The sequence below is a fragment of the Enterobacter cloacae complex sp. IR53041 genome (genome assembly GCF_049238285.1).
In the GTDB taxonomy this organism is placed as follows: domain Bacteria; phylum Pseudomonadota; class Gammaproteobacteria; order Enterobacterales; family Enterobacteriaceae; genus Enterobacter; species Enterobacter roggenkampii.
Genome location: NZ_JBMKHB010000004.1, coordinates 111,077 through 135,796, shown reverse-complemented (window position 1 = coordinate 135,796; position 24,720 = coordinate 111,077). Strand labels below are relative to the sequence as shown.

The 24,720-nt window shown below is 56.0% G+C and carries 23 protein-coding genes and 1 pseudogene; 10 read left to right on the top strand and 14 right to left on the bottom strand.

What is annotated here, in order from left to right:
* Window positions 1-37: 37 nt before the first annotated feature.
* The 6 genes from gss to ACOTXF_RS04620 form a co-directional block, all read right to left on the bottom strand.
* On the bottom strand, window positions 38-1,900 hold the full coding sequence (gene gss / locus ACOTXF_RS04645; RefSeq protein ID WP_021242099.1) for a bifunctional glutathionylspermidine amidase/synthase: 1,863 nt from the start codon (window positions 1,898-1,900) through the stop codon (window positions 38-40).
* 184 nt (window positions 1,901-2,084) lie between these two features.
* On the bottom strand, window positions 2,085-3,062 hold the full coding sequence (locus ACOTXF_RS04640; protein ID WP_047747047.1) for an ABC transporter ATP-binding protein: 978 nt from the start codon (window positions 3,060-3,062) through the stop codon (window positions 2,085-2,087).
* Complete coding sequence (locus ACOTXF_RS04635) at window positions 3,059-4,036, bottom strand: ABC transporter ATP-binding protein (protein ID WP_047747049.1); 978 nt, start codon at window positions 4,034-4,036, stop codon at window positions 3,059-3,061. The genes ACOTXF_RS04640 and ACOTXF_RS04635 overlap by 4 nt, the downstream gene beginning before the upstream one ends.
* A complete protein-coding gene (locus tag ACOTXF_RS04630) occupies window positions 4,029-4,874 on the bottom strand; it encodes an ABC transporter permease (protein WP_008499793.1) in 846 nt (281 codons plus the stop codon). Before ACOTXF_RS04630 ends, ACOTXF_RS04635 begins: the two co-directional genes overlap by 8 nt.
* 5 nt (window positions 4,875-4,879) lie before the next feature.
* Window positions 4,880-5,833, bottom strand: a complete 954-nt coding sequence (locus tag ACOTXF_RS04625) for an ABC transporter permease (protein ID WP_032664406.1) — start codon at window positions 5,831-5,833, stop codon at window positions 4,880-4,882.
* Window positions 5,834-5,878: 45 nt separating this feature from the next.
* Window positions 5,879-7,468 carry an ABC transporter substrate-binding protein gene (locus tag ACOTXF_RS04620; protein ID WP_047747051.1) on the bottom strand — a complete coding sequence of 530 codons (1,590 nt, stop codon included), beginning with the start codon at window positions 7,466-7,468 and terminating at the stop codon, window positions 5,879-5,881.
* A 245-nt stretch (window positions 7,469-7,713) separates the two neighbouring features.
* Here ACOTXF_RS04620 and yghU point away from each other — a divergent pair, with 245 nt between their 5' ends.
* Both yghU and ACOTXF_RS04610 read left to right on the top strand, forming a co-directional pair.
* Window positions 7,714-8,580, top strand: a complete 867-nt coding sequence (gene yghU, locus ACOTXF_RS04615) for a glutathione-dependent disulfide-bond oxidoreductase (RefSeq protein ID WP_008499796.1) — start codon at window positions 7,714-7,716, stop codon at window positions 8,578-8,580.
* A gap of 158 nt (window positions 8,581-8,738) precedes the next feature.
* Window positions 8,739-9,071, top strand: a complete 333-nt coding sequence (locus ACOTXF_RS04610; protein WP_008499797.1) for a glycine zipper domain-containing protein — start codon at window positions 8,739-8,741, stop codon at window positions 9,069-9,071.
* Between the two features lie 119 nt (window positions 9,072-9,190).
* Here ACOTXF_RS04610 and ACOTXF_RS04605 read toward each other — a convergent pair whose 3' ends face one another.
* The 3 genes and pseudogenes from ACOTXF_RS04605 to ACOTXF_RS04595 form a co-directional block, all read right to left on the bottom strand.
* Window positions 9,191-9,463 carry a hypothetical protein gene (locus ACOTXF_RS04605; protein WP_032653384.1) on the bottom strand — a complete coding sequence of 91 codons (273 nt, stop codon included), beginning with the start codon at window positions 9,461-9,463 and terminating at the stop codon, window positions 9,191-9,193.
* Between the two features lie 202 nt (window positions 9,464-9,665).
* Entirely contained in the window at window positions 9,666-9,920 is a 255-nt protein-coding gene (locus ACOTXF_RS04600; protein WP_023326067.1) for a hypothetical protein, read from the bottom strand.
* 126 nt (window positions 9,921-10,046) lie between these two features.
* A pseudogene (locus ACOTXF_RS04595) lies at window positions 10,047-11,577 on the bottom strand (methyl-accepting chemotaxis protein).
* Window positions 11,578-12,127: 550 nt separating this feature from the next.
* Here ACOTXF_RS04595 and ACOTXF_RS04590 point away from each other — a divergent pair.
* Together ACOTXF_RS04590 and ACOTXF_RS04585 are read left to right on the top strand one after the other, a co-directional pair.
* Complete coding sequence (locus tag ACOTXF_RS04590) at window positions 12,128-14,674, top strand: autotransporter outer membrane beta-barrel domain-containing protein (RefSeq protein WP_232926841.1); 2,547 nt, start codon at window positions 12,128-12,130, stop codon at window positions 14,672-14,674.
* Window positions 14,675-14,855: 181 nt separating this feature from the next.
* Window positions 14,856-15,896, top strand: coding sequence for an aldo/keto reductase (locus tag ACOTXF_RS04585; protein WP_048963157.1), 1,041 nt, complete (start codon window positions 14,856-14,858; stop codon window positions 15,894-15,896).
* 64 nt (window positions 15,897-15,960) lie between these two features.
* On the opposite strand, the gene ACOTXF_RS04580 is transcribed toward ACOTXF_RS04585, so the two are convergent.
* Both ACOTXF_RS04580 and ACOTXF_RS04575 read right to left on the bottom strand, forming a co-directional pair.
* Window positions 15,961-16,449: a TIGR00645 family protein gene (locus ACOTXF_RS04580; RefSeq protein WP_008499805.1), complete on the bottom strand. Its 489-nt coding sequence runs from the start codon at window positions 16,447-16,449 to the stop codon at window positions 15,961-15,963.
* Window positions 16,450-16,531: 82 nt separating this feature from the next.
* Window positions 16,532-17,035, bottom strand: a complete 504-nt coding sequence (locus ACOTXF_RS04575) for an ESA_00282 family adhesion-associated protein (protein WP_047747056.1) — start codon at window positions 17,033-17,035, stop codon at window positions 16,532-16,534.
* A gap of 103 nt (window positions 17,036-17,138) precedes the next feature.
* Between ACOTXF_RS04575 and ACOTXF_RS04570 the strand changes: the two genes are divergently transcribed.
* Complete coding sequence (locus ACOTXF_RS04570; protein WP_008499807.1) at window positions 17,139-17,543, top strand: hypothetical protein; 405 nt, start codon at window positions 17,139-17,141, stop codon at window positions 17,541-17,543.
* A gap of 1 nt (window position 17,544) precedes the next feature.
* On the top strand, window positions 17,545-17,994 hold the full coding sequence (locus tag ACOTXF_RS04565; protein ID WP_232926840.1) for a cytoplasmic protein: 450 nt from the start codon (window positions 17,545-17,547) through the stop codon (window positions 17,992-17,994).
* 43 nt (window positions 17,995-18,037) lie between these two features.
* Here the strand turns inward: ACOTXF_RS04565 and exbD are convergent, their stop codons facing one another.
* Together exbD and exbB are read right to left on the bottom strand one after the other, a co-directional pair.
* Complete coding sequence (gene exbD, locus ACOTXF_RS04560; RefSeq protein WP_008499809.1) at window positions 18,038-18,463, bottom strand: TonB system transport protein ExbD; 426 nt, start codon at window positions 18,461-18,463, stop codon at window positions 18,038-18,040.
* Between the two features lie 4 nt (window positions 18,464-18,467).
* Window positions 18,468-19,199 (bottom strand): tol-pal system-associated acyl-CoA thioesterase, encoded by a 732-nt coding sequence (gene exbB, locus ACOTXF_RS04555; protein ID WP_232926839.1) that lies wholly within the window; start codon window positions 19,197-19,199, stop codon window positions 18,468-18,470.
* A 251-nt stretch (window positions 19,200-19,450) separates the two neighbouring features.
* On the opposite strand from exbB, the gene metC reads away from it, so the two are divergent.
* On the top strand, window positions 19,451-20,638 hold the full coding sequence (metC, locus tag ACOTXF_RS04550; protein WP_023344922.1) for a cystathionine beta-lyase: 1,188 nt from the start codon (window positions 19,451-19,453) through the stop codon (window positions 20,636-20,638).
* 143 nt (window positions 20,639-20,781) lie between these two features.
* Window positions 20,782-21,441 carry a DedA family general envelope maintenance protein YghB gene (yghB, locus tag ACOTXF_RS04545; protein ID WP_008499812.1) on the top strand — a complete coding sequence of 220 codons (660 nt, stop codon included), beginning with the start codon at window positions 20,782-20,784 and terminating at the stop codon, window positions 21,439-21,441.
* Between the two features lie 49 nt (window positions 21,442-21,490).
* On the opposite strand, the gene ACOTXF_RS04540 is transcribed toward yghB, so the two are convergent.
* The gene (locus ACOTXF_RS04540; protein WP_008502996.1) at window positions 21,491-22,390 is read right to left on the bottom strand and encodes an AraC family transcriptional regulator; all 900 of its coding nucleotides are present in this window, start codon (window positions 22,388-22,390) and stop codon (window positions 21,491-21,493) included.
* A gap of 194 nt (window positions 22,391-22,584) precedes the next feature.
* On the opposite strand from ACOTXF_RS04540, the gene yqhD reads away from it, so the two are divergent.
* Together yqhD and dkgA are read left to right on the top strand one after the other, a co-directional pair.
* Window positions 22,585-23,748, top strand: a complete 1,164-nt coding sequence (yqhD, locus tag ACOTXF_RS04535; RefSeq protein WP_008502995.1) for an alcohol dehydrogenase — start codon at window positions 22,585-22,587, stop codon at window positions 23,746-23,748.
* A gap of 105 nt (window positions 23,749-23,853) precedes the next feature.
* Window positions 23,854-24,681 carry a 2,5-didehydrogluconate reductase DkgA gene (gene dkgA / locus ACOTXF_RS04530; protein ID WP_021242117.1) on the top strand — a complete coding sequence of 276 codons (828 nt, stop codon included), beginning with the start codon at window positions 23,854-23,856 and terminating at the stop codon, window positions 24,679-24,681.
* The last annotated feature ends 39 nt before the right edge of the window (window positions 24,682-24,720 follow it).

The following is a 24,720-nucleotide window of genomic DNA, read 5'->3' as shown; positions in this document are numbered from 1 at the left end:
GGATACCCTGCGGGGGCTTTTTTATTGCGGGTAAGAGCTACTTATCTTTAACCACGATCAGCGGCTCAATATCGCTCTCTTTCTTCACCACCAGCGAGTCATCGCCGCGCAGGCAGGTCCCACCGTAGTTCCCGCCCACGGTAAAGGTACAGACCTGTATGTACTTGCCGTCGACCTTCGGCAGGCACCAGAGCTGCTGGTAGATGTTTTTGCGGTCAACAAACTTGCCGCTGGATTTATCCAGCAGTTCGTCCTGGGCGCTGATCAGATCGATATTACTGCCGCAGCGTCCGGCAATCGGCTTAACGGCGTATCCGGTCTGCTTCAGCAGATCGTTGACCTCAAAATCGGTGTCGAGCAGATAACGGTGGTTCGGGAACAGTTGCCACAGCACCGGGAGAATCGCCTTGTTGCCGGGAATAACGGTCCACAGGGGTTCAAAGACCAGCACCTCCGGGCGCAGCAGGACGTCAATCAGGCGCACTTCGCCTTCAGGATGTCCGGTGCGGATCGGCACCGCCGCGTATTCGGTTTCGCTGACCTCGCGGATCTGCTCAATCGCCGTCTCCCACGCCCAGGTTTTCCACACGCAGTTGACGTGGCGACCTTCGTCGTCAATCAGCTGTCCGGCGGCATCCCAGCTCAGCGCCCCCAGCCCGTGGAGGATTTTGGTCTCGAACCCGGCCTGCATCAGCGAACGCTGAATAAAGAGCGCGTGATAGTCCTCTTCGACATCGTTGTCCTGCATGATGTGGACGAATGGCCGGGCGTGGCTGTGCTTCCAGGCGCCGGTTAGCTCTTCCAGCAGGCCTTCTGCCGGGTTATGCCCGTTGCCGCGATAGCCATTTTTCACCCACTCTTCGAGAATCAGCCCGCCCTCGGTATGGCAGGAGGCGGAGTCGGCGTTGTACTCGTAGACCTTGATGCCGCGCTCATCCATGCAGAAATCCATACGACCGGTGATCATATGGTGACGGCGCCACTGCCAGGAGAGGCGCAGGCGCGGCCAGAGGATTTTCGGGATGTCGAAAAGCGCCAGCAGGCTGTCGTCTTTCAGCACCTTGTCCGTCGCGTGCAGGTACATCAGGTGCAGCTCGTTGGTGGCTTTGATCAGCTCCTGCTCGGCGCTTTCGGTAATGGTGAAGTACTGGCAGGGATCTTTGTTGATCACGTGACCGTTGGCGCGAATATACGCCTGCTGCAATGCGTCATTTTCGTTGAGCCATTTCCCGTCGAACTGACGTGTGTTTTTCAGCCGCGCGCCGCTGATTTTCAGCAGTTCGCCGTCGATTTCCGGCTGCGGAATGCTGTGTTCTGTGTCGTCGGTCTGGATCATCCAGCCGAGAATTTCCGTGTCGCTGAAGGTGTCGTGGAGGGTGTAACACCCGTTCTCCACGCTCAGGCGCAGCTCGCGCGTCCACTGCTGCCCGAGCGGCAGCGGGGAGTGAATCACGTTCTGCTCGGCGATACGCACCTTATCGTCCAGAAGCTGAGTGATCACCGCCACGTGGCCGGTTTCGTGAAACTCGCCACCTTTTTGCCAGATCAGCAGCGCTCCGGCGCGCGGCGCGCGTTTTGAGCCGTTGGCAAAAGCCTGAAGGGGCAGAATGTTATCGTTCACCACCTGACGCAAAAAGCGCAGGGAGAAAATTTCCCACGCCATACCAACGTCGGTAAACACAAAGCCATAGTTGAGGAACAGGAAACGGCGGGCAAACTCAACGCACTGCCACTTGTGGCCCATGTATTCGTTGCCGATGTAGCTGCGGAAATCCGCATCTTCCGGATAGTTTCGCGGGTCCAGACTGCCGTAATTTGAAGAGTAAATCGCCACGCCACCGGGCGCATAGCCTAACAACGTCCCGAATGGCGCATCACTGCTTAACGTTCCTTTACGCATGTATCCAACCTAAAACAGGCAGGCGGCAATTTTTTATGGGTTGTCGTCGTCTGCACGTTGTAATTAACCTGACAGAGGAGCGTTTATCATACACCTGCGTGGTAAATAATTCGCCTTACCCGGCCGACAAAACGCAAAACCCTGTAGGTCGGGTAAGCGAAGCGCCACCCGACACGTTTAAGGCTCACATCTTAAACAGCCAGCACGCCGCGAAATGCCCTGGCGCGATCTCCTGCATGGCAGGCTCCTGCGTCTGGCAAACCGTCATGGCGTGAGGGCAGCGGCTGCAGAACTTACAGCCCGGCAGCGCGGACGTAGGGCCGGGCATTTCGCCGCGCAAGGTTGCGTCTTCGAGGTTGCGAATCCGCGGGTCGGGCTGGGGAACCGCCGCCAGCAGCGCGCGGGTATAAGGGTGCGCCGGACGCTGATACAGTTCATTCGCCGGGGCCACCTCCACCAGCTTACCAAGATACATCACCCCAATGCGGCTGGAGATATGACGCACCATCGAGAGATCGTGGGCGATGAACAGATAGGTCAGCCCCAGCTCCTGCTGCAGATCCTGCAGAATATTCACCACCTGCGCCTGCACCGAGACGTCCAGCGCCGAGAGCGGCTCATCGCACAGCACAAATTCGGGACGCACGGACAACGCGCGGGCAATACTGATGCGCTGGCGCTGCCCGCCGCTGAACTCATGCGGAAACCGCTCAAGGTGTTCCTGCTTAAGCCCCACTTTGTAGAGCAGCGTTTCCGTTCGTTCGCGCTGTTCTTCACGGCTGTAGCCGTGGATCTGCATCGGCTCGGCCACCAGCTGTCGCACGGTCATACCGGGGTTGAGCGAGGAGTAAGGATCCTGAAAAATCGCCTGCATCCGCTTACGCAGCGGCTTGAGCTCTTTTTCGCGGGCGTGGGCAATCGCCTGTCCGGCAAAGTGGATTTCGCCCGCGGTGATATCGAAAAGGCGCAGGATGGCGCGCCCGAGGGTGGATTTTCCGCAGCCGGACTCGCCCACCAGGCCAAACGTCTCGCCGGACTGGATATCAAAGCTCACGCCATCAACCGCCTTCACCGCCGCGCCTTTACGCAGCAAACCGCCGTTAAGCGCATAGTGTTTGCGCAGATCGCGCACGCTTACTAAAGGGGCCTGTTGTTCACTCATGCCTGAATCTCCTTATCGGCCCATAGCCAGCAGGCGGCGCGATGGCCTTCACCCATGGCGTAAAAAGCGGGCTGCCGTTCACACTGGGGCATGCGTTTCGGGCAGCGTTCGGCGAACGGACAGCCCGGCGGCGGGTTAAGCAGACCAGGCGGCGCGCCCTCAATGGGCGATAAACGTTGGTTGACCTCATCCGGGCGCGGCAGCGAGGCCAGCAGCCCCTGGGTATAAGGATGCGCAGGGCGATAAAAAATGTCTTCCACGCTCCCCTCCTCCATCACCTGCCCGCCGTACATCACCACCACGCGGCTGCAGACCTGCGCCACCACGCCGAGATCGTGGGTGATCAGCAGAATCGCGGTTTGGGTCTGCTGTTGCAGGCTTTTCAGCAGACGCAGGATCTGCGCCTGAATGGTAACGTCCAGCGCGGTGGTCGGCTCATCGGCAATAAGCAGCTTCGGGTTGCAGGAGAGCGCAATGGCGATCATCACCCGCTGGCGCATCCCGCCGCTGAACTCGTGGGGATACTGATCGTATCGGCGTTCCGCCTCGGCAATCCCCACCTGTTCCAGCATGGCGATCGCCGCCGCTTTGGCCGCTCTTTTGGTGAGCCCTTTATTGCGCATCAGGATCTCTGCCATCTGTTTGCCGATGGTCAGCACCGGATTCAGGGCGGTCATTGGATCCTGGAAAATCATCGCGATCTCGTTGCCGCGAATGGCGCGCATCTGCGCGGGCGTTTTCTGCGCCAGATCGTCATTCTGGAAGCGAATGCTGCCGCCGGTTATCCGTCCGTTGCTCCCCAGAAGCTGAATGATGGACTTACAGGTGACGCTTTTCCCGCAGCCCGACTCGCCGACGATGCCGACGAGTTCCCCCGGCTGCACCTGAAAGCTCACGCCGCGCACCGCGTGAACCTCGCCCTCGCGGGTGCGGAAGGTGGTTTGCAGATTCTCCAGCGCTAATAAGCTACTCATCGCGATTCGCTCCTGGCTCAAAGGCGGTACGGAACACATCGCCCAGCACGTTAAAGCTGAACACCGTCAGCAGGATCAGAATGCCGGGGAACATCGCCAGCCACGACGCTTCGCCAATATAAGACTGGGCGTTGTTGAGCATGCTTCCCCACGACGCCGCCGGTGCCTGTACGCCCAGCCCTAAGAAGCTGAGCGTCGACTCCATCAGAATGGCCGAGGCGATATTGAGCGTGGCGGCCACGATAATGGTCGGCAGCACGCCGGGAATAATGTGGCGCACGATAATGCGCAGCGGGTGTTCCCCCGACGCGCGGGCATAAAGCACATACTCGCGCTCTTTCACCGACAGGGTTTCTGCGCGCACCAGCCGCGACATGTTCATCCACGTCAGCAGGCTGATGATCAGAATGATGTTATCCACGCCCGGCTTGAGGTACGCATTCACCACCAGCAGCAGGAAGAAGGCCGGAATGGCCATCAGGATATCCACGGCGCGCATCATCAGGTTGTCCAGCCAGCCGCCAAAGTAGCCGCTCACCGTTCCCACCACCGTGCCGATAAGCGTGGAAAAGAGCATGGCGAGAAAACCGACCATCAGGGAGATCTGCCCGCCATACAGCGCGCGGGTGAAGTAGTCGCGCCCGTACTCGTCGGTGCCGAACCAGTGTGCGGCATCCGGCGGCAGCGTGCGTGCGCCGAGCGCCATCCGATCCGGATCGTACGGACTCAAGCCCGCACAGAGCGCGGCGATAACAAATATAAAAAGCACAAACAGGGAGAACTGCGCCGGACGGTTGCGGCGCAGCTGGTGACGAACCTGCTGCCAGCGTCTGCTCATGCGGGTTACCTCAGCGTACGAATGCGGGGATCGGCGAAGCGATAAAGCAGATCGGCGATCAGGTTACCGACGATCAGCATCATCGACGAGAGCATGATGATCGCCATGATCAGCGGGTAGTCCAGCGAGGCGATCGACTGGATCCCGAGCAGCCCCATCCCCGGCCAGGAGAAGACGCTTTCCGTCACGTAGGCCCCCACAATCAGCTCACCGAACGACAGCCCAAACAGGGTGATCACCGGCAGCAGCACGTTTTTCAGCACGTGGCGGAACAGAATGCTGGAACGCGTGGCGCCGTAAGCCAGCTGGGTCTGCACATAGTCGGCAGAGAGCTGCGAGATGGTGTTGGAGCGGATGTAGCGCACGTAGCTGGAGAGGTTGTAGAACGTGAGGGCAATACACGGCAGCACGCCATGACGCAGCACGTCCAGCACATTATCCTCCATGCCGATGGTGCGCATTCCCATGCTGGGGAACCAGTTAAGCTGCACGGCAAAAACGGTGATGAGCAAAATGCCGAACCAGAAAATCGGCACCGAGATGCCGATATAGGCGAACAGGTTCAGCAGGTGATCCAGCCAGCGGTGCTTAAATGCCCCCGCCAGCAGGCCCAGCGGGATCGCCAGCACGATCGCCAGCAGCAGCGACGCGCCCATCAGCCCCAGCGTGGCCGGAATGCGTTCGCCGATCATCTCCAGCACCGGGCGGTGGTAAATCAGCGAATAGCCGAGATCGCCCCGCAGGACGTTCTTCAGCCACAGAACGTACTGCGTGACCAGCGGCTTATCCAGCCCCAGGCTCTGGCGAATACGTTCGATATCTTCCGGAGCCATGCGCGGCGTGATGTACGCCGCCACCGGATCGCCGGGCGCGAGCTTGACCAGCAAAAACGCCACCAGCGAAATAAAGAACAGCATCGGCAGCAGCTGCAGCAGCCGACGCGTGAGAAGTGTGTTCACGACATGCCCTTACCAAGGCCCCGACCCGATGGCCGGGGCAATCGCTTATTTCTGATAGATTTTTGACAGATCCTGGAACAGATAGACCGGCTTCGGCTCCGCTTCCTCGGTGCCGCCGAAACGCTTGTCCACCGCGACGGTCGCATTGGTATAGGCGATCGGGTAGTACGTCATGTCGTTCGCCACGATCTGCTGAATTTGCTTGTAGATATCGGCACGTTTTGCGGCGTCGGTTTCCACGGCGCCTTTATCCCAGAGGGCATCAAACTGCGGATTTTTGTAGTGCGCGTAGTTATAGGCTTCGTTGCTCATGAACAGCGATTTGTAGCCGTCCGGCTCTGAGCCCATGATGTAGCCGCCCAGGTTCAGCTCCCACGCGGTGTTGTTCATATCGAGGCTGCGCTGGGACATGGCGTTGGAGTCCAGCGGCATCAGCTCCACGTTCACCCCAATGCCCTTCAGCGCCTGCTGAATGTAGAGCGCCATGCTCTCCTGGGTTTTGTTGGTATTCACATACGCCAGGCGCAGCTTGAGGTTGTCCGGCGCGCCGGACGCTTTAAGCCGCTCTTTGGCTTTTTGCAGGTCGAATGTGTATTGCTCGACGTCATCCGTCTTGTAAAGCGTATCGGGCGTCAGGAAGGACGTCGCCGGTTTGGCGTAGTCCAGCGAGGTAAAGGCGGTCTGGGTCAGCTCGTCTTTGTTGATGGCGTACGCAATGGCCTGACGCAGTGCTTTGCTCTTCATTACCGGCACGTTCTGGTTGAACGTCATATAGGCCAGACGGCCTTCCGGATAGACCACGAAGTCAAACTTACCGGTATTTTTCAGGCGGTTCACATCCTGCGGGTCAACCATCTTGAGGTTGATTTCACCGTTTTGCAGCGCAAGGTTGGCGGCGTTACTGTCTTTGGCGAAACGGTAGGTCACTGAATCTAGCTTCGCTTTGCCGTTCCAGTAATCGTCAAAACGGGTCAGGGCGTAATATTGTCCGGCGCGGTACTCTTTAAATTTGAACGGCCCGGAGCCGACCGGTGCATCGTTTTTGCTGCTCTTTTCCAGGTCGCCTTCGCTGGCGAACACGTGCTGCGGGATCGGGTAGATCTGTACCAGCGTGCCGGTAAAGGCCGCGCTGACCTGCGGTAAGGTGAACTTAACGGTGCGGTCGTCAACCTTGCTCACCTGTACCGGCTTATCGCCGTAGGTGAACATGCTGCGGAAGAAGCTGTGCTGTTTGGCATCGAGCAGCTTGTTGAACGTAAAGACCACGTCGTCCGCCGTCAGCGGCTGGCCGTCCTGCCATTTCAGGTTGGGTTTTAACGTCAGGGTGTAGCTCAGGTTGTCGGCGGAGGGCGTCAGGCTTTCCGCCAGGCCCCATTCGATCTTACCGTTGTTGAAGCTATAGAGGGGAGCATACAACGCTTGCATGATCGTCAACGTGGTACGGTCGCTGGCGTAGAGCGGATTTACAGCTAACGGGTCGCCGGAGGTAATACCGATAATCAGCGAACCGCCCGCTTTTGGCGCATCGCTTTTTGCCGCTGAGGGCGTATTTGTCTCTTTATTTTTCGCATCATCACAGCCCGCCAGGCCTAACGCGAGCGAAACAACCACTGCCGATAACAGAAGCTTGCGCATCTCACTAACTCCTTGCCTTATAAAGTGTTTATGACTGCATCTTTTATTTATGTTGAAGCATCATATGCAGCTTTATCCGTTTACGCATTAATTATGAAAATGCGATTTTCGATTAAGCTTATACCTGATTTGATATATATAAGCGCCGGAAGGAATAGCGGCAGATCGATTACGCTCAGTTCGTTAAACGCTTCACAAATCTCCTGCTACACTGCCTCAACACATCACTCAAAAGGCAGGCCAACATGTCAGACAACACGTATCAGCCACCCAAAGTGTGGGAATGGAAAAAGAACAACGGCGGCGCGTTCGCCAACATCAACCGCCCCATTTCCGGCGCGACCCATGAGAAAGATCTTCCTGTCGGTTCGCACCCGCTGCAGCTTTACTCGCTCGGCACACCGAACGGTCAGAAGGTGACGATCATGCTCGAAGAGCTGCTGGCGCTGGGCGTAACGGGCGCGGAGTACGACGCGTGGTTGATCCGCATCGGCGAGGGCGATCAGTTCTCCAGCGGCTTCGTGGAGGTGAACCCGAACTCGAAAATCCCGGCGCTGCGTGACCACTCCACGAACCCGCCAACGCGCGTCTTTGAATCCGGCAATATCCTGCTCTATCTGGCGGAGAAATTCGGCCACTTCCTGCCGAAAGATCCGGCGGGACGCACCGAGACGCTGAACTGGCTGTTCTGGCTGCAGGGCGCGGCGCCGTTCCTCGGCGGCGGCTTTGGCCACTTCTATAACTATGCCCCGGTGAAAATTGAGTACGCGATTGACCGCTTCACCATGGAAGCTAAACGCCTGTTCGACGTGCTGGATAAACAGCTGGCGCGCGGTCGCTACGTGGCGGGTGAGGAGTACACCATTGCGGATATCGCCATCTGGCCATGGTTCGGCTGCGTGGCGCTGGGCAGCGTGTATAACGCCGCTGAGTTCCTCGACGCAGAAAAGTACACCAACGTGCAGCGCTGGGCGAAAGACGTGGCGAACCGCCATGCCGTTAAGCGCGGACGCATCGTTAACCGCACCAGCGGCGAGCTGAACGAGCAGCTTCACGAACGCCACGCGGCGAGCGACTTCGAGACCAATACGGAAGATAAGCGTCAGGCGTAATGTTCTGCCGGGCGGATCGCCGCCCGGCAACCGAGATCCTTTCGCAGGGCATGATTGGCCTAAAGGTTGAGCCGGTATTGCTGGCACTATCTGTGCGTTTTTCTCACCTCAGAGTGAGAAGCGACGTATCAACCGACAGCAGTCACAAAGGATCTGTTATGAAACTGATTAAAACAACGCTGGTTATCAGCGCCCTCATTTTTTCCACCTCGGGAATGGCCATCGATAAAACCGCCGCTGGCGCGGTAGCAGGTGCTGCCATTGGCGCGGCCACGGGCAAAGATCTGAAATCCACCGTTGGCGGTGCCGTTGTTGGCGCAGGCACGGGTGCCATGTTCAAAAACGGCGACAAAGGTAAAGCCGCGCGTAAAGGCGGCGCCGTAGGGGCTGCCGTGGGCGCAGGCGCCGCGGCGGTTACCGGCAAGAGCGTGCTGAAAGGTGCAGCCGTTGGCGCGGGCACGGGCGCGCTGATTGGTGAAGCGACGCACTAATAGTTTTCGCCGGGCGTCGCAGCGCGTGCCCGGCCTCATGGCTGTTCAGTAATAACTCCCTGCACCCAATCACGACTATTTGCCCTCAACTTATGGTCAGAAATGTCACCCGGAATATATCAATGGTGGTCGTCATACTGATGCTCAATCACCATTCCTTCCGCCACGCTCGCCACATGGCGTGCACGCGGATGATAGACCGGTGCAGGTGCGGCATACGTTGTTTGTACAGGTGCAGGCGCAACGCTTACCGCCTCAGGAACCGTAGCTGACTGCGGAACAATCACGACCTTATACCCGGCAGGAACATCGACCGTGACGCTCTGGGCCATCGCTGTATTGACCACGGCAAAACCTGCCAGGGCAGCAAATAAAATAATACGTTTTTTCATAAATTGAATTATTTCCTGTATCAAGAAGATAATTCATTATGTCGACTGAATCTTAAGACAATATTAATTTTCATGTTCTGGAATGTGCAGAAAATGCCAAATATATTGTTACAAGCGAATATTTTAATATTTGAAATATATTGACTTACGCTTTTTAAAAAGGCGGCAAGAAACATGCTCGCATGCCGCCTCGCCTGTTATGTTAATACTTTATATCCCGCGCTTTTTGCCGCCCGGCCTGTTTCATCTGACGTTTATCCTGGCGGCAGTCGTGATTACTCTGGTTATTGTTCGCCACGCAGGTCTGCTTCACCTGCCGTGACGCGTCGCGGGTTTCCTGCCTGACATCACGCGCCACGCGCCGCTCCTGCGCCTGCTGGGTCGCACTGGTGGAAACCGAGAAAAGCGTCAGAAAAATGAGAGAAAAGACAGGGATAAAAGATAACGATCTGTTCATAGCAACACCTCGTAGAAGAGAGTCCAGAACGTCAGGGGTTAGCAAAAGAATAGCAGTTTCAGAGCACGCGGAATGGGGAAGGCGTTAATAATGTAAGGCCGCTCAAGGCGGCCTTACAACGTTGCGTTATGCCGTCAGGCGGAACTTCTGCACCGAGCGCTGAAGATCTTCGGTCTGACGCTCCAGCGCCGAAGCCGCCGCGGAAACCTCCTCCACCAGCGAGGCGTTTTGCTGGGTGACGCCGTCCATCTGGGTAATGGCGATACCGACCTGCGAAATGCCCTTACTCTGCTCCTCAGAGGCAGAGGCGATTTGCTTCATAATGGTCGTCACTTCCGTCACGTCCCGCAAAATCGCATCCATGGTCGTACCCGTGTCGCTTACCAGCTTTGCACCCTGCTCGACGCGGGAAACGGAATCGGTAATCAGCCCCTCAATCTCTTTCGCCGCGTTGGCGCTGCGGCTTGCCAGGTTGCGGACTTCGCCCGCGACGACGGCGAAGCCGCGCCCCTGTTCGCCCGCGCGTGCTGCTTCAACCGCCGCGTTAAGAGCCAGAATATTGGTCTGGAAGGCAATGCTGTTAATGACGTTGGTGATTTCAGCAATTTTCTTCGAGCTTTCCGAAATACCGCTCATGGTGCTTACCACCTCTTCCACCAGCGAACCGCCGCGGCTGGCGGTGGTTGAGGCCACATCGGCCAGCTGGCTTGCCTGGCGGGCGCTCTCCGCGTTCAGTTTCACCGTAGCGGTCAGCTGTTCCATGCTGGCTGCCGTCTCTTCCAGTGCCGCCGCCTGCTCCTCGGTACGGGAGGAGAGATCGTTGTTACCGCTGGAAATCTCCGTCGCCCCGCGCCAGATATTTTCACTGCCGGAGCGGATCGTGCTGACCGCCTCGCGCAGGCTGTCCTGCATGGCGCTCAGCAGCGGCACCAGCTGTCCCACGCAGTTGCGGCCGAACGGCTCAATGGGCTGGCTGAGATCGCCCTGAGCAATCTGGCGGAACTGCTGGCGAATGCGGTCCAGCGGTTTGACCAGCATCGCGACCAGGTAACGGTCGGTGAAGAGCAGGATCAGCAGACCGACGATCGTGGCGACGATAATCACCGTACGGGTCATGCTGGTCAGGCCGTCCACCACCACGCGGGTGCTGTCGAGCGACTTCGCTGCAGCATTGTTGAACTCTTCAGCCGCCGCGCCGAACGCGCGGCTCAGCGTTGGCGTGACGTTATTGGCCTGCTGACGATAGCCGTCCAGCGCGCCCAGTTTCGCCTGCTGCATTTGCGGCGTCACGCCCTGTTCGAGCAGCGCCTGCCAGGCACCGATCACCCGGGAAGAGACCTGGGGAGATCGCTTTCATCTCGGCCAGCTTCTTGCCCATGTTATCCAGCGCCTGCTGGGCAGAGGCCAGATCCGGCGTGCCGCCTGCGGCTTTGACTTCCATTGCGCGGCTCAGACGGGTCACAAAGCGGAAATACTGATCGTTGCCCTGGCTGAGCACCGTCATCTGCTTGACCAGCTGGCGATCCACCTCGTTGCCATCAGAAACGCGAGACAGAGACCAGGTGCTGTACAGCCCAACACCCGCCCACATTAAACAAAAGATCCCGAGAATCGCCAGCATGACGAAACGGATCGTGAAATTACGGAGCATATTCATAAGTCTTCCTTGCCGTGAGGGTGAATTCGCCCAGAGGCGAGTCTTACCCTCGTTATCGGCAGAAACTGACGAAGTTATACTATTTCGCGCGTAATTTTATAAAAATCTTCGCTACCCTGTCGTTCGCCGGAAAAGGATAATCACTGCGGGGAAAATCTTACTGCTCAATACATGTTTTCATATTTCAGCAGCCGTCGAAATGTAAAACAGACAAACAGTTAATTAACCTCACAACCCGAAAGGATGAATACCCTGATGAATGAGACGGTCAAAGAACCGCACGACCGGTCAAGAAACCCTTTAATTTGTATGCAAATCATTCCAAAGCATTTAGCTCATGAATTAAATTAAATTTATTAATCAGATTTAATTATTTAAACGCTAATTATTGTGCAGGATATTTTTTTAGATTTCATTACATCCTTACCTGCTGAGGAAGTTCTTATTTTAAATAAATTCATTTAAAAAGAGCCGGACAATTTTCGACTCATCCAGAGAACTTCAAATGCGCAAATTAATGAATCGTACATTGCTTTCGCAATGTGTATTAGTGGCTTTAACGTCATTTGGCGCCCAGGCTAACGTAACACCCGCTACGCCCTGCCAGCCGGGCGTGACATCGCAGACCTGCGGCTTAACGAAATATGTAGATAATAGTTTCTATGAAGATCCCGGCGTGACTAATGCCATTATGGCCGACACCACCGCAAATAATATCTTTATGGATGGAAGCCGTGAATCAGGGGATACCCAGTCATTAACCGTTTCTGGTACCGACATGTCCGGCCATTATATTCAGGGCAGCAACGGGGGGACGGCTAATATTACGGTGAATAACGGCGCCACCGTCGATATGATCGAAGTGGGCAATACCGGTGCAACCACCAATACGACGGTGACCATCGATGACGCCACGCTGAATGGCGAAAATGACGCCGGAAGCTACGAGGGCAAGAAAGCCTATATGATGGGTTCCGCCATTTATCTCGACCCCATGGATAAAGGTTACCACACCGTCAATGTTGAGGACGGCAGCATGCTGCACGGCAGTATTCTCAGTGCGGGAGCCGGTGCACAAAATATTGCCATCAGCAACAGCACGATGGATAAAGGCGGTATTTACGCGGGTAGCGATAAATCTGATACCAATATTACGCTGACTAACGCTTCCGTGGATGCCTCGCAGAGCGAAATCACGCAGAACATCGACACGCTGGCGGTAAAACTGAGCGGATACAAGCCATTCAGCGACATCAACCTGGATGCCTTTGGCGATGTCGCCATCGCGATGTACGGAACGAAGGCTGATTCGCTGGCGCTGGATAACAGTACGGTCACCGGCGACATTGGGGCCTTTAACGAAAACGGCACCACGCTGATTTCATTGACCAATAACAGCGTGGTAAATGGCAATGTGACCGTCGATGGTAACGCCACAAATTCCGTTCTGGTGGATAACAGCACCGTGAATGGCGAGATAAATACCAGCCAGAGTACGGGCAATAGCACAATTACGCTGCAGAACAACGCGACCGTCAACGGTGATATTACAACGGGTGCAGGTGATGATACGGTCGTGCTGACCAATGATTCACATGTCAATGGCAATGTTAACGGTGGTGACGGCAGCGATACCCTGTCAATGGATGCGGGCAGTTCTATATCCGGACAAATAAGCCAGTTTGAAACGGTAAATACCACCAGCGATAACAGCATTGCCATTGATAAAATTAACGATGCAACCAGCTGGAGTTTGCAAAACGGTTCAACCCTGATCGCCAACACCACCGGCAGCAATGCGCTGGTTACCATGAGCACCGACAGCTACGTGAATTTCGGTAATATTACCGGCGCCAATAACGCCGTGGTGGTGAACAGCATTACGCCGTCAGCGCAAAATCAGCAGGGAATAGTCTTGGGGACCTTCACCACGTCGGGCAGCAGTGCGCCGCAGAATTATGCAGCAGCCACGTTTACCAACGGCGACCAGACCGTGGAGAACCGTAGCGGCGCCTATAACTACAACAACAGTCTGAATATTGTTGCGGCCGACAGCGCGCCTCAGGCTCAGCTGACTGCAGATAATAGCCAGAGCTGGAATATTGAATTTAACAGCCAGAAGGGCAACCTTGCGAGCGACGTTCAGGGGCTGGTAGCCGGCCTGGATGCAGCGGAACAGGCCGGGCATCAGGTAGCGGATGACATCAGCAACCACATGAACCAGGTGCATCTGGCAAACCTGCTGGGAGAACAGCAGGACGGTGCGCAGGTCTGGGGCGATTTCCTTTATCAGAACGGTAATTTCAGCAACGACGTCGACTATAAAAGCATCACTCAGGGTGCGCAGGGCGGCGTAGACTGGACGGCGCATCTGGACAACGGCGACAGCGTCACCGGCGGTATCGCGCTGGCGTGGACGCGCAGCCGCGTGCAGGACACCAGCGACGGCGCGGATAGCTTCAAAGACAGCGTTTACGGTAACTACTACAGCCTTTATGGCGGCTGGCAGCAGGCGCTGAACGGCCGAACCTGGGGTCTATTTGCTGACGGCAGCTTCAGCTACGGCGATATGCGTTACTCGCTGTCTGCCAACAACGTGACGGGCGATACCAGCGGCATGACGGAAGCGCTGCACGGCTCCACCGATGGCAGTCTGTATCTGGCGCAGGCCCGCACCGGGGTGAACGTGTTGCTGCCAGGCGAAACGCTGCTGCAACCCTACGCCACTCTTGGCTGGGATCAGACCAAAGCGAACGGCTTCTCTGACAGCGAAGTCACCTTTGCCGACAGCCAGGTCTCTTCCTGGAACGGCGGCGCGGGCGTGAGGCTCACCACCACCCTTCGCGATTTGAACAAGAACGTGAAGGTGATTCCGTGGATCGACGCGCGCTTCCAGAAAGAGTTCAGCGATAACACCGACATTCAGGCGGCGGATTATCACAACACCTCCGGTCACAACAACACCATGGGCATCTTTGGGGCAGGTATCAACGCCACCATCGCCCATAACTTCACCCTGACTACCGGCGTCTTTGTCGGTACTGGCGATGTGGATAACGATGCCAGCGTACAGGCGGGGATGAGCTACAGCTTCTGATTGTCGTCTGATTGCCCGGTGACCTGCGTGTACCGGGCAGTGCGGGACTCAACGTCTGACGCATCCCGGGGAAAATTGCTGGCAGGGAGTTCTGCCATCGCTTCTCCCCGGGATTTGTGTTTTGATAAGGACAGAATGAAAACGCCGTTTCAAAAATTCATCGATAAGAAAAGGAGACATCATGTCCTGGTACCCTGCCCCTGACCGCTACGAGAACATGCAGTACCGCCACTGTGGCAAGAGCGGCCTGCGCCTGCCCGCGCTGTCGCTTGGCCTGTGGCATAGCTTCGGCCATATTCAGCCTCTTGATGCCCAGCGGGCGCTGCTGCGTAAAGCCTTTGACCTCGGCATTACCCATTTCGACCTTGCCAACAACTACGGCCCGCCAGCAGGCAGCGCGGAAGAGAATTTTGGCCGTCTGCTGCGGGAGGACTTTGCCGCGTATCGCGACGAGCTAGTTATCTCCACCAAGGCGGGTTACGACATGTGGGCCGGGCCATACGGCTCAGGCGGATCGCGCAAATATCTGCTCGCCAGCCTCGATCAGAGCCTGAAACGCCTGGGCGTCGACTACGTGGATATTTTCTATTCCCACCGCGTGGATGAAACCACGCCGATGGAAGAGACGGCCTCTGCGCTGGCGCAGGCTGTTCAGAGCGGCAAGGCGCTGTACGTGGGCATTTCCTCCTACTCAACCGAGCGCACGCAAAAAATGGCCGAGCTGCTGCGCGAGTGGAAGATCCCCCTGCTGATCCACCAGCCGTCCTATAACCTGCTCAACCGCTGGGTCGATAAGACCGGTTTGCTGGATGCGCTGGCGGCAAACGGTACCGGGTGCATCGCCTTTACCCCCCTGGCGCAGGGGCTGCTGACCGGAAAATACCTGAACGGTATTCCTGAAGATTCACGCATGCAGCGTGAAGGCAAGAAAGTCCGCGGTCTGAACGAAAAAATGCTGACCGAAGCCAACCTGAACAGCCTGCGTTTGCTGAGTGAAATGGCGCAGGCGCGGGGTCAGACTATGGCGCAGATGGCGTTGAGCTGGCTGCTGAAAGACGCGCGCGTGACGTCAGTGCTGATTGGCGCAAGCCGCCCGGAACAGATTGAGGAGAACGTTCGGGCGCTGGATAACGTGTACTTCAGTGAGGACGAACTCAAGCGGATTGACCAGCATGTTGCGGATGGGGAGTTGAACCTGTGGCAGGCGTCGTCTGATAAATAAGGCCGCACCGAGCAGTCCCCTCTCCCCTTTGGGGAGAGGGTTAGGGTGAGGGGTAAGGCGTACTTTACTTCTTACTGATCTTATCCAAATACCCCATCACAAACGCAGACAGCACAAACGTCAGATGGATAATGACGTACCACATCAGTTTGTTATCCGGCACGTTCTTCGCGTCCATAAACACGCGTAGCAGGTGGATAGAAGAGATCGCCACAATCGACGCGGCCACTTTATTCTTCAGCGACGAGGCATCCATTTTGCCCAACCAGCTGAGCTTCTCTTTGCGCTCGTCGATATCCAGCTGAGAGACGAAATTCTCGTAGCCGGAGAACATCACCATTACCAGCAGCCCGCCCACCAGGGTCATATCCACCAGCGACAGCAGAACCAGAATCAAATCCGCCTCGGCAATGGAAAAGATATTCGGCAGAACGTGCAGGATTTCCTGAAAGAACTTAATCGTCAGCGCGATAAGCGCCAGCGAAAGGCCAAAATAGACGGGAGCCAGTATCCAGCGAGAGGCGTACATGGCGTTTTCAAAAAAGCGTTCCATAAAGTCCTGTTTGCAAAAGAAACCAGCGCCCAGTATATCCCAATGGCGCTGACTGTTTGCAATAGCTCACCAGTATGGTCACTCAGACGTTGTCGGGGTTAACCTCGGGACGGGCGTATTCCGGCCAGACCAGCACCACCAGCTCCGGGTAGGCTTCAAGGCTGAACTCACGAAAACACTGACGCAAATTTAATACGTCCAGATCGGAATAAGAGACCTTCTCGCCGTTAAGGCAGCGTTTTTTGATATTGTCATAATATCTATACACGGCTGAATTGAGATCGCTACAGCGTCGCTGTGCTTCAAACAGTCCGGGCGTGTCATTAATTTCCGACATTTTCATGCGTTTAATTGTCGCGTGTAAAAAGTCGATATATTCATGGTTCACCCGCCAGTACCAGACAGGCGTAACGGAGTTCATCAATACAGAGAAATGGTCTTCCCCTTCCTCTTTTGTCATGAGTTCCGGTTGCGGCGGTTCACTGGTGTCTTTCGACACTTTCGTTTTATTGAACTCCTGCATCAATAAAAGCACACCAGCGGTCAGTAATAGTAATGTGATGACCGTAAAAAAGATGCTGTTCATGGGTAGGCTCCATTTTTTTTGATTTTAAATTTGCCTCATGATATTGTCAACGAATCTCACGCCTTTACCAACCCCACCCTGTTGAAATTAAAGGAAATTAAAAATGCTGCCCGACTATCTCGTCCCGGCTAAGTACCACATTACGCCTGTGGAACAGCAACCGACGGAAGCAGAAAAAGAGGTCAGTTTCACTCAGGGGAAAAGAAAGCTCTCTGATTTCGAGCCTGATATATTAATTGGTGTTTCCCGTACCGGCAAATCCCGTAATATGTTGCTGGAAGAGCACGATCGTCATATAAAAGACCGCTTATTTCGCGCCATAAAAATTGAAGCCTTTGTCCACCTGCTGAATGATCTGCAGGCCGAAGGTGAAATAGATGCCCAGAAACTAAGTCAAATATTGGCCGAAAAAACCAAAGAAATTAACGAAGCGGGCAATGAAATTTGGCTTAACTTAATTACGCGCGAAAAAAACAACCCAATTTTTTATAGCCTGGGGGAGGATTAACGTGAAGGAAGTTAAAAATAACGACGTTTATTTGACTTTGGATGATAAAAAAAGTGATGAATTTATCTTAAAGCAAAATCTCGACGCGCTGCGAAACACAAAAAATGACGAGATGACGCGCATTACACAAGACCTGGTATCGATCCCGGCGACGCTGGTGCGGCTGAAATGGCAGAATCGCAGTGAGATTTATCCGCTGCAGGTCAAAGAAGAAATTTACGGTGCCGTGATGAACGCCATCATGGAACAGCGGCCAGAGCTAAAAGAGAAGCTTCTGGGACGCCTTGAGGCCAACTACCAGTATCTGCTTGCCAGAGAGATCGCCACCCTGCGTCTGACGCGCAAACTGTCAGACGGCGAGTACCGTACCTCAAACGTCACCTGCGTTGCGCTTGATGAGGACGCGCTGGCAACCCCCTCTATCGCACCGACGGAAAATAAAAACGCATAAACCCAACAGGCATAAAAAAAGCCGGCTTTCGCCAGCTTCTTTATCACTTCGCGGCCGCTTTCTCTTCGCCGACCAGCCCAATCTTCAGATAACCCGCCTGATGCAGCGTGTCCATTACCTTCATCATGGTTTCATAATCAACGGTTTTATCCGCACGGAAGAAGACCGTGGTGTCTTTTTTACCGCCGGTAAGCTGATCCAGCGCCGGGATAACAGAGTCGGCCGTTACCGGGTCGTTCCCGAGGAACATCGATTTATCGGCCTTCACGGACAGATAGACAGGCTTTTCCGGGCGCGGCTGCGGCTGGCTCGACGAGGCTGGCAGATTCACCTTCACGTCCACCGTCGCCAGCGGCGCGGCCACCATGAAGATGATCAGCAGAACCAGCATGACGTCGATAAACGGCGTCACGTTGATCTCATGCATTTCGCCGTTATCGTCGAGATTTTCGTTTAGACGCATCGCCATAATATCAACCCACGCGCAGTTTGGACGCCGCGTGCACCGGCTTAACGGCGCTGGCATTCAGGTCGAGATCGCGGCTTTGCAGCAGCAGAACCTGCGCGGCAACGTCACCGAGGGTGGCTTTGTAGCTGCCAATCATGCGCGCGAAGATGTTGTAGATAACCACCGCCGGAATCGCCGCGACCAGACCAATCGCCGTCGCCAGCAGCGCTTCTGTGATACCCGGCGCAACGACCGCCAGATTGGTGGTTTGGGTCTGCGCGATACCGATAAAGCTGTTCATGATGCCCCAGACCGTACCGAAAAGACCGATGAACGGCGAAATCGCGCCGATGGTGGCCAGATAACCATTGCCGCGCCCCATGTGTCGGCCAACCGCCGCCACGCGACGTTCCAGACGGAAACCGGTACGCTCCTTGATGCCTTCGTTATCTTCACTGCCCGCGGAGAGTTCCAGCTCGTTCTGTGCTTCATTCACGAGCAGGGTAGTCAGGCTTTTCGCGTGGAAGGATGAGGTCATATCTGAGGCCTGATCCAGAGAGCGGGCTTCTGCCAACTGCTGCTGTTCCCGCTTGAGGCGACGCTTCTGCGAAAGCAGCTCGGCGCTCTTGCTGAAGAAGATAGCCCAGGTGACAACGGACGCCAGAATCAGGCCGATCATCACAATCTTAACCACGATGTCAGCATGCTGATACATGCCCCAAACGGAGAGATCCGCCTGCATCAAATTATTACCCACTCTGTATCTCCAGGACGCAAATCACAAAATCTGAACGTAATAATATCAAAACATCGTCGAATTGATAGTAGTTCTCATTAGTATTTGCATAGTGCCGCAATTTTCGTTCACTTTCCTTGCGCTTACGCAGTAAAAATTTCTTATGCGCTTTTTTGCTAATATTTTCTGCTTATTCGATAAGCCTGCGGGTGCAGTTTTTTCCAATCGTGGTAGTCTGGACGTCCAGACGTATAAAAACAGGGTTAGCGAACATGACAACGAAGCATCTTGATACCACGCTGGTACAGGCAGGACGCAGCAAAAAATATACTCAGGGATCGGTCAACAGCGTGATTCAACGCGCCTCCTCGCTGGTGTTTGACACCGTTGAGGAGAAAAAAAACGCCACGCGCAACCGCGCAAAAGGCGGGCTGTTTTATGGCCGTCGCGGCACGCTAACCCACTTTTCTTTACAGGAAGCGATGTGCGAGCTGGAAGGCGGCGCAGGCTGCGCGCTGTTCCCGTGCGGCGCGGCGGCGGTCGCCAACACCATTCTGGCGTTTGTGGAACAGGGCGACCATATCCTGATGACCAACACCGCCTATGAACCCAGCCAGGACTTCTGTACCAAAATCCTCAGCAAGCTCGGCGTGACGACCGGCTGGTTCGACCCGCTGATTGGTGAAGGTATTGCCGAACTTATTCAGCCAAACACGCGCATTGTGTTCCTGGAATCGCCGGGGTCGCTCACCATGGAAGTTCACGACGTGCCGGCTATCGTCAAGGCCGTGCGCAGCAAAGCGCCAGAGGCGATCATTATGATCGACAACACCTGGGCGGCAGGCGTGCTGTTCAAAGCGCTGGAATTCGACATTGATATTTCCATCCAGGCGGCGACGAAATACCTGATTGGCCACTCTGACGGCATGATTGGTACTGCGGTTTCCAACGCGCGCTGCTGGGATCAGCTGCGTGAAAATGCCTATCTGATGGGCCAGATGGTGGATGCCGACACGGCGTACATGACCAGTCGCGGAATCCGCACGCTGGGCGTTCGCCTGCGTCAGCACCACGAAAGCAGCCTGAAGGTGGCCGAATGGCTGGCGCAGCATCCTCAGGTTGAGCGCGTAAACCATCCGGCGCTGCCGGGCAGTAAGGGGCATGAATTCTGGCAACGTGACTTTACGGGCAGCAGCGGTTTGTTCTCGTTTGTGCTGAAAAAACGGCTGAATAATGACGAGCTGGCAAGCTATCTGGATAATTTTAGCCTCTTCAGCATGGCCTACTCCTGGGGCGGTTTTGAATCCCTGATCCTGGCTAACCAGCCGGAGCAGATCGCGGCCCTGCGCCCCGGCGGTGAAGTGGACTTCAGCGGTACCCTGATTCGACTGCATATCGGTTTAGAAAATGTTGACGATCTGATTGCGGATTTAGCAGCAGGGTTCGAGCGTATCGTGTAGAGTGCTGGCTGAAAATGTACTCTCTGGACGCTTTTGTGGACACCGCAAGCAGAAAAGTCTGCATGAGTTGCGCCCGGGATCAAACCCGACGGGCGAATTAGGGAGTACAATAGCGCTATATCTGCTGTTCCACAGGAAAGTCCATGGCTGTTATTCAAGATATTATCGCGGCGCTCTGGCAACATGATTTTGCCGCCCTGGCGGATCCTCACGTCATAGGCGTCGTCTATTTCGTGATGTTCGCAACGCTGTTTCTGGAAAATGGATTACTGCCAGCTTCGTTTTTACCCGGTGACAGTCTGCTTTTGCTTGCCGGGGCGTTGATCGGCAAAGGCGTCATGGACTTTACGCCCACGATGGTTATCCTCACTTCCGCAGCCAGCCTGGGCTGCTGGCTGAGCTATCTGCAGGGCCGCTGGCTCGGCAACACGCGCGTGGTCAAAAGCTGGCTGGCGCAGTTACCCCATAAATACCATCAGCGTGCAACCTGCATGTTTGACCGACACGGCCTGCTTGCGCTGCTGGCCGGACGTTTTCTGGCGTTCGTTCGCACCCTTCTGCCGACGATGGCGGGCATTTCCGGTTTGTCGAACCGCCGCTTCCAGTTCTTCAACTGGCTGAGCGCCCTGCTGTGGGTTGGCGTGGTGACGACATTCGGCTACGCGCTGAATATGATCCCCTTCGTGAAACACCACGAAGATCAGGTGATGACCTTCCTGATGGTGCTGCCGATGTTCCTGCTGGTGGCGGGTCTGGTGGGAACCATCGCGGTAGTGATTAAGAAAAAGTACTGCAGCGCGTGATAAAAAATTGCCGGGTGGCGGCTACGCCTTACCCGGCCTACGTTTTTCGTCAGGCTCCCTGCATCGTTCTTATACGTGACGCATCCTCTCCCGGCGTGACGCCGAAATAGCGCTTAAATTCCCGACTGAACTGCGACGCACTTTCGTAGCCCACCCGCATCGCCGCCGCGCTGGCCTTCATGCCGTCGTGGATCATCAGCATCCGCGCCTTATGCAGCCGGTAGGTTTTGAGGTACTGGAGCGGCGAAGTGCTGGTCACCGATTTAAAGTTATGGTGAAACGCCGAGACGCTCATATTGGCTTCCGCCGCCAGCTGGTCGACGCTGAGGTTTTCGGTGTACTGGCTTTCGATACGCTTGAGCACGCGGCTTATCAGGCTGAAGTGGGTCTGTCGGCTCACCAGGGCAAGTAACGCGCCGCCGCCCGGGCCCAGCAGCACGTGGTACAGAATTTCTCGGATAATCTGCTTGCCCAGTATGCGCGCGTCCAGCGGCCTCTCCATGACGTCCAGCAGACGCTCAATGGCGCAGAGGATCTCTTCCGACAGCGTTGCCGAGTTGATCCCGCTTGAGGCCATCGAAGGCTGGAAGAGTTCGTCTTCGCCAATCTCCATCAGCAGCTCCTGCAGCTGGAGGATATCAACATTGACGCGGATCCCCGCCAGCGGAACCGCCTCTGTCGCGAAGGTTTCACATTCGAAGGGTAAAGGTACTGTCAGCAGCAGATATTCATTGGTGTCGTAGCGGAATACGCGCTCGTTGATATAGCCAATTTTATGGCCTGAAAAGAGAAAAACGATGCCCGGCTGGTACATGACCGGCGTGCGCGTTCCGGGCTGCGTGCCGTAGAGCAGGCGAATGTCCGGCAGCAGATCGCTGGCACGGTTTTCATTATCTATCAATCTCTTAATCTGCGCAGTGAGCTGCTGGCAGATAGCCTCACGGTTCATCTTGCGTTACTCCGGGTGCGGTTTTCGACGTTGACAGTGTGCGTTGTTTTCCGCGCTTTCTCCAGCGCTCTGTAGAAATGGGCAAGACATCGGCAGGAATGTGCATTGAGGGCGTAGCCCCGGACAGCCACAATGTGCAGCATCAGGTCGCCCTCTGCGCACCACGGTTTTTCACCCACTAAAGGGAACGAGCAATGAACAACTTTAATCTTCACACCCCAACCCGCATTCTGTTTGGTAAAGACGCTATCGCTGACCTGCGCGCACAGATCCCTGCTGACGCCCGCGTGCTGATCACCTACGGTGGCGGCAGCGTGAAAAAAACCGGCGTGCTGGATCAGGTTTACAGCGCGCTGGACGGTCTGGACGTGCGTGAGTTCGGCGGCATTGAGCCAAACCCGTCCTACGAAACGCTGATGAACGCGGTGAAAATCGCCCGCGAAGAAAACATCACCTTCCTGCTGGCGGTCGGCGGCGGCTCCGTGCTGGACGGCACCAAATTCATCGCGGCGGCAGCGCACTATGCTGACGGCATCGATCCGTGGCACATTCTGGAAACCCGCGGGAGCGACATCAAAAGCGCTATCCCGATGGGCTCCGTGCTGACCCTCCCGGCCACCGGTTCTGAATCCAACAAGGGCGCGGTGATCTCCCGCAAAACCACCGGCGACAAGCAGGCCTTCATGAACGAACACGTTCAGCCTGTCTTCGCCATTCTGGACCCGGTTTACACCTACACCCTGCCTGCGCGTCAGGTCGCGAACGGCGTGGTCGATGCCTTTGTTCATACCGTTGAGCAGTACGTCACGTATCCGGTGAATGCCAAAATCCAGGATCGTTTTGCGGAAGGCATTCTGCTAACGCTGATTGAAGAAGGTCCGAAAGCGCTGAAAGAGCCGGAAAACTATGACGTTCGCGCCAACGTGATGTGGGCCGCCACCCAGGCGCTGAATGGCCTGATCGGTGCTGGCGTGCCGCAGGACTGGGCGACCCACATGCTGGGCCACGAGCTGACGGCGATGCACGGTCTGGATCATGCGCAGACGCTGGCCGTTGTGCTGCCTGCGCTGTGGAATGAAAAACGTGATACCAAACGCGCCAAACTGCTGCAGTACGCTGAGCGCGTGTGGAACATCACCGAGGGTTCTGACGATGCGCGTATTGATGCCGCCATCGAAGCGACCCGCAGTTTCTTTGAAGGTCTGGGCGTGCCAACGCGTCTGTCTGGCTACGGTCTGGACGGCAGCTCTATCCCTGCCCTGCTGGCGAAACTCGAAGAGCATGGCATGACCCATCTGGGCGAGCACGGCGACATCACCCTGGACGTCAGCCGCCGTATTTACGAGGCGGCACGCTAAGCGTTTTTGTCCCCCCGACTTTCGTTTTTTGACATTTCGTCCAGACTTAATGCACACCCCATCGCCGGAGTCTCCCTCCGGCGATGCGCACCTGAAGGAGGAAAAATGGCAAACCAAACCGTAATCAAGCTGCAGGACGGCAACGTGATGCCCCAGCTGGGGCTAGGTGTATGGAAAGCCGGTAACGACGAGGTCGTCTCCGCCATTCATAAAGCCCTGGAAGTCGGCTACCGGTCGATTGACACCGCCGCCGCGTACAAAAACGAGGACGGCGTGGGGACCGCACTGGCCAGCGCCGGTGTCCCCCGCGATGAGTTATTCATCACCACGAAACTGTGGAATGACGATCAAAAACGTCCCCGCGAAGCCCTGCAGGAGAGTCTGGAGAAGCTCCAGCTCGATTTCGTCGACCTGTATCTCATGCACTGGCCGGTTCCGGCCATCGACCATTACGTTGATGCCTGGAAAGGGATGATTGAACTGCAAAAAGAGGGGCTGGTGAAAAGCATCGGCGTCTGTAACTTCCAGGTTCATCACCTGCAGCGGCTGATTGACGAGACGGGCGTCGCGCCTGTGATTAACCAGATCGAACTGCACCCGCTGTTGCAGCAGCGCCAGCTTCACGCCTGGAACGCCACGCATAAGATTCAGACCGAATCCTGGAGCCCGCTGGCTCAGGGTGGTGAAGGGGTATTCGATCAGAAAATTATCCGCGACCTGGCGGATAAATACGGCAAAACCCCGGCGCAGATCGTCATTCGCTGGCATCTGGACAACGGCCTGGTGGTGATCCCGAAATCGGTCACGCCATCGCGCATCGCCGAGAACTTCGACGTCTGGGATTTCCGTCTGGACAAAGATGAGCTGGGGGAAATTGCGAAGCTGGATAAGGGCAAGCGGCTTGGGCCAGACCCGGATCAGTTTGGCGGATAATCGCGTAAAAAAGCCGGGTGGCGGCTTCACCTTACCCGG

Bases quoted from the DNA above. Each gene is read 5' to 3' on its own strand.
- gss (WP_021242099.1), bottom strand. From the start codon at position 1,900: ATGCGTAAAGGAACGTTAAGCAGTGATGCGCCATTCGGGACGTTGTTA.
- ACOTXF_RS04640 (WP_047747047.1), bottom strand. From the start codon at position 3,062: ATGAGTGAACAACAGGCCCCTTTAGTAAGCGTGCGCGATCTGCGCAAA.
- ACOTXF_RS04635 (WP_047747049.1), bottom strand. From the start codon at position 4,036: ATGAGTAGCTTATTAGCGCTGGAGAATCTGCAAACCACCTTCCGCACC.
- ACOTXF_RS04630 (WP_008499793.1), bottom strand. From the start codon at position 4,874: ATGAGCAGACGCTGGCAGCAGGTTCGTCACCAGCTGCGCCGCAACCGT.
- ACOTXF_RS04620 (WP_047747051.1), bottom strand. From the start codon at position 7,468: ATGCGCAAGCTTCTGTTATCGGCAGTGGTTGTTTCGCTCGCGTTAGGC.
- yghU (WP_008499796.1), top strand. From the start codon at position 7,714: ATGTCAGACAACACGTATCAGCCACCCAAAGTGTGGGAATGGAAAAAG.
- ACOTXF_RS04610 (WP_008499797.1), top strand. From the start codon at position 8,739: ATGAAACTGATTAAAACAACGCTGGTTATCAGCGCCCTCATTTTTTCC.
- ACOTXF_RS04605 (WP_032653384.1), bottom strand. From the start codon at position 9,463: ATGAAAAAACGTATTATTTTATTTGCTGCCCTGGCAGGTTTTGCCGTG.
- ACOTXF_RS04600 (WP_023326067.1), bottom strand. From the start codon at position 9,920: ATGAACAGATCGTTATCTTTTATCCCTGTCTTTTCTCTCATTTTTCTG.
- ACOTXF_RS04585 (WP_048963157.1), top strand. From the start codon at position 14,856: ATGTCCTGGTACCCTGCCCCTGACCGCTACGAGAACATGCAGTACCGC.
- ACOTXF_RS04580 (WP_008499805.1), bottom strand. From the start codon at position 16,449: ATGGAACGCTTTTTTGAAAACGCCATGTACGCCTCTCGCTGGATACTG.
- ACOTXF_RS04575 (WP_047747056.1), bottom strand. From the start codon at position 17,035: ATGAACAGCATCTTTTTTACGGTCATCACATTACTATTACTGACCGCT.
- ACOTXF_RS04570 (WP_008499807.1), top strand. From the start codon at position 17,139: ATGCTGCCCGACTATCTCGTCCCGGCTAAGTACCACATTACGCCTGTG.
- exbD (WP_008499809.1), bottom strand. From the start codon at position 18,463: ATGGCGATGCGTCTAAACGAAAATCTCGACGATAACGGCGAAATGCAT.
- metC (WP_023344922.1), top strand. From the start codon at position 19,451: ATGACAACGAAGCATCTTGATACCACGCTGGTACAGGCAGGACGCAGC.
- yghB (WP_008499812.1), top strand. From the start codon at position 20,782: ATGGCTGTTATTCAAGATATTATCGCGGCGCTCTGGCAACATGATTTT.
- ACOTXF_RS04540 (WP_008502996.1), bottom strand. From the start codon at position 22,390: ATGAACCGTGAGGCTATCTGCCAGCAGCTCACTGCGCAGATTAAGAGA.
- yqhD (WP_008502995.1), top strand. From the start codon at position 22,585: ATGAACAACTTTAATCTTCACACCCCAACCCGCATTCTGTTTGGTAAA.
- dkgA (WP_021242117.1), top strand. From the start codon at position 23,854: ATGGCAAACCAAACCGTAATCAAGCTGCAGGACGGCAACGTGATGCCC.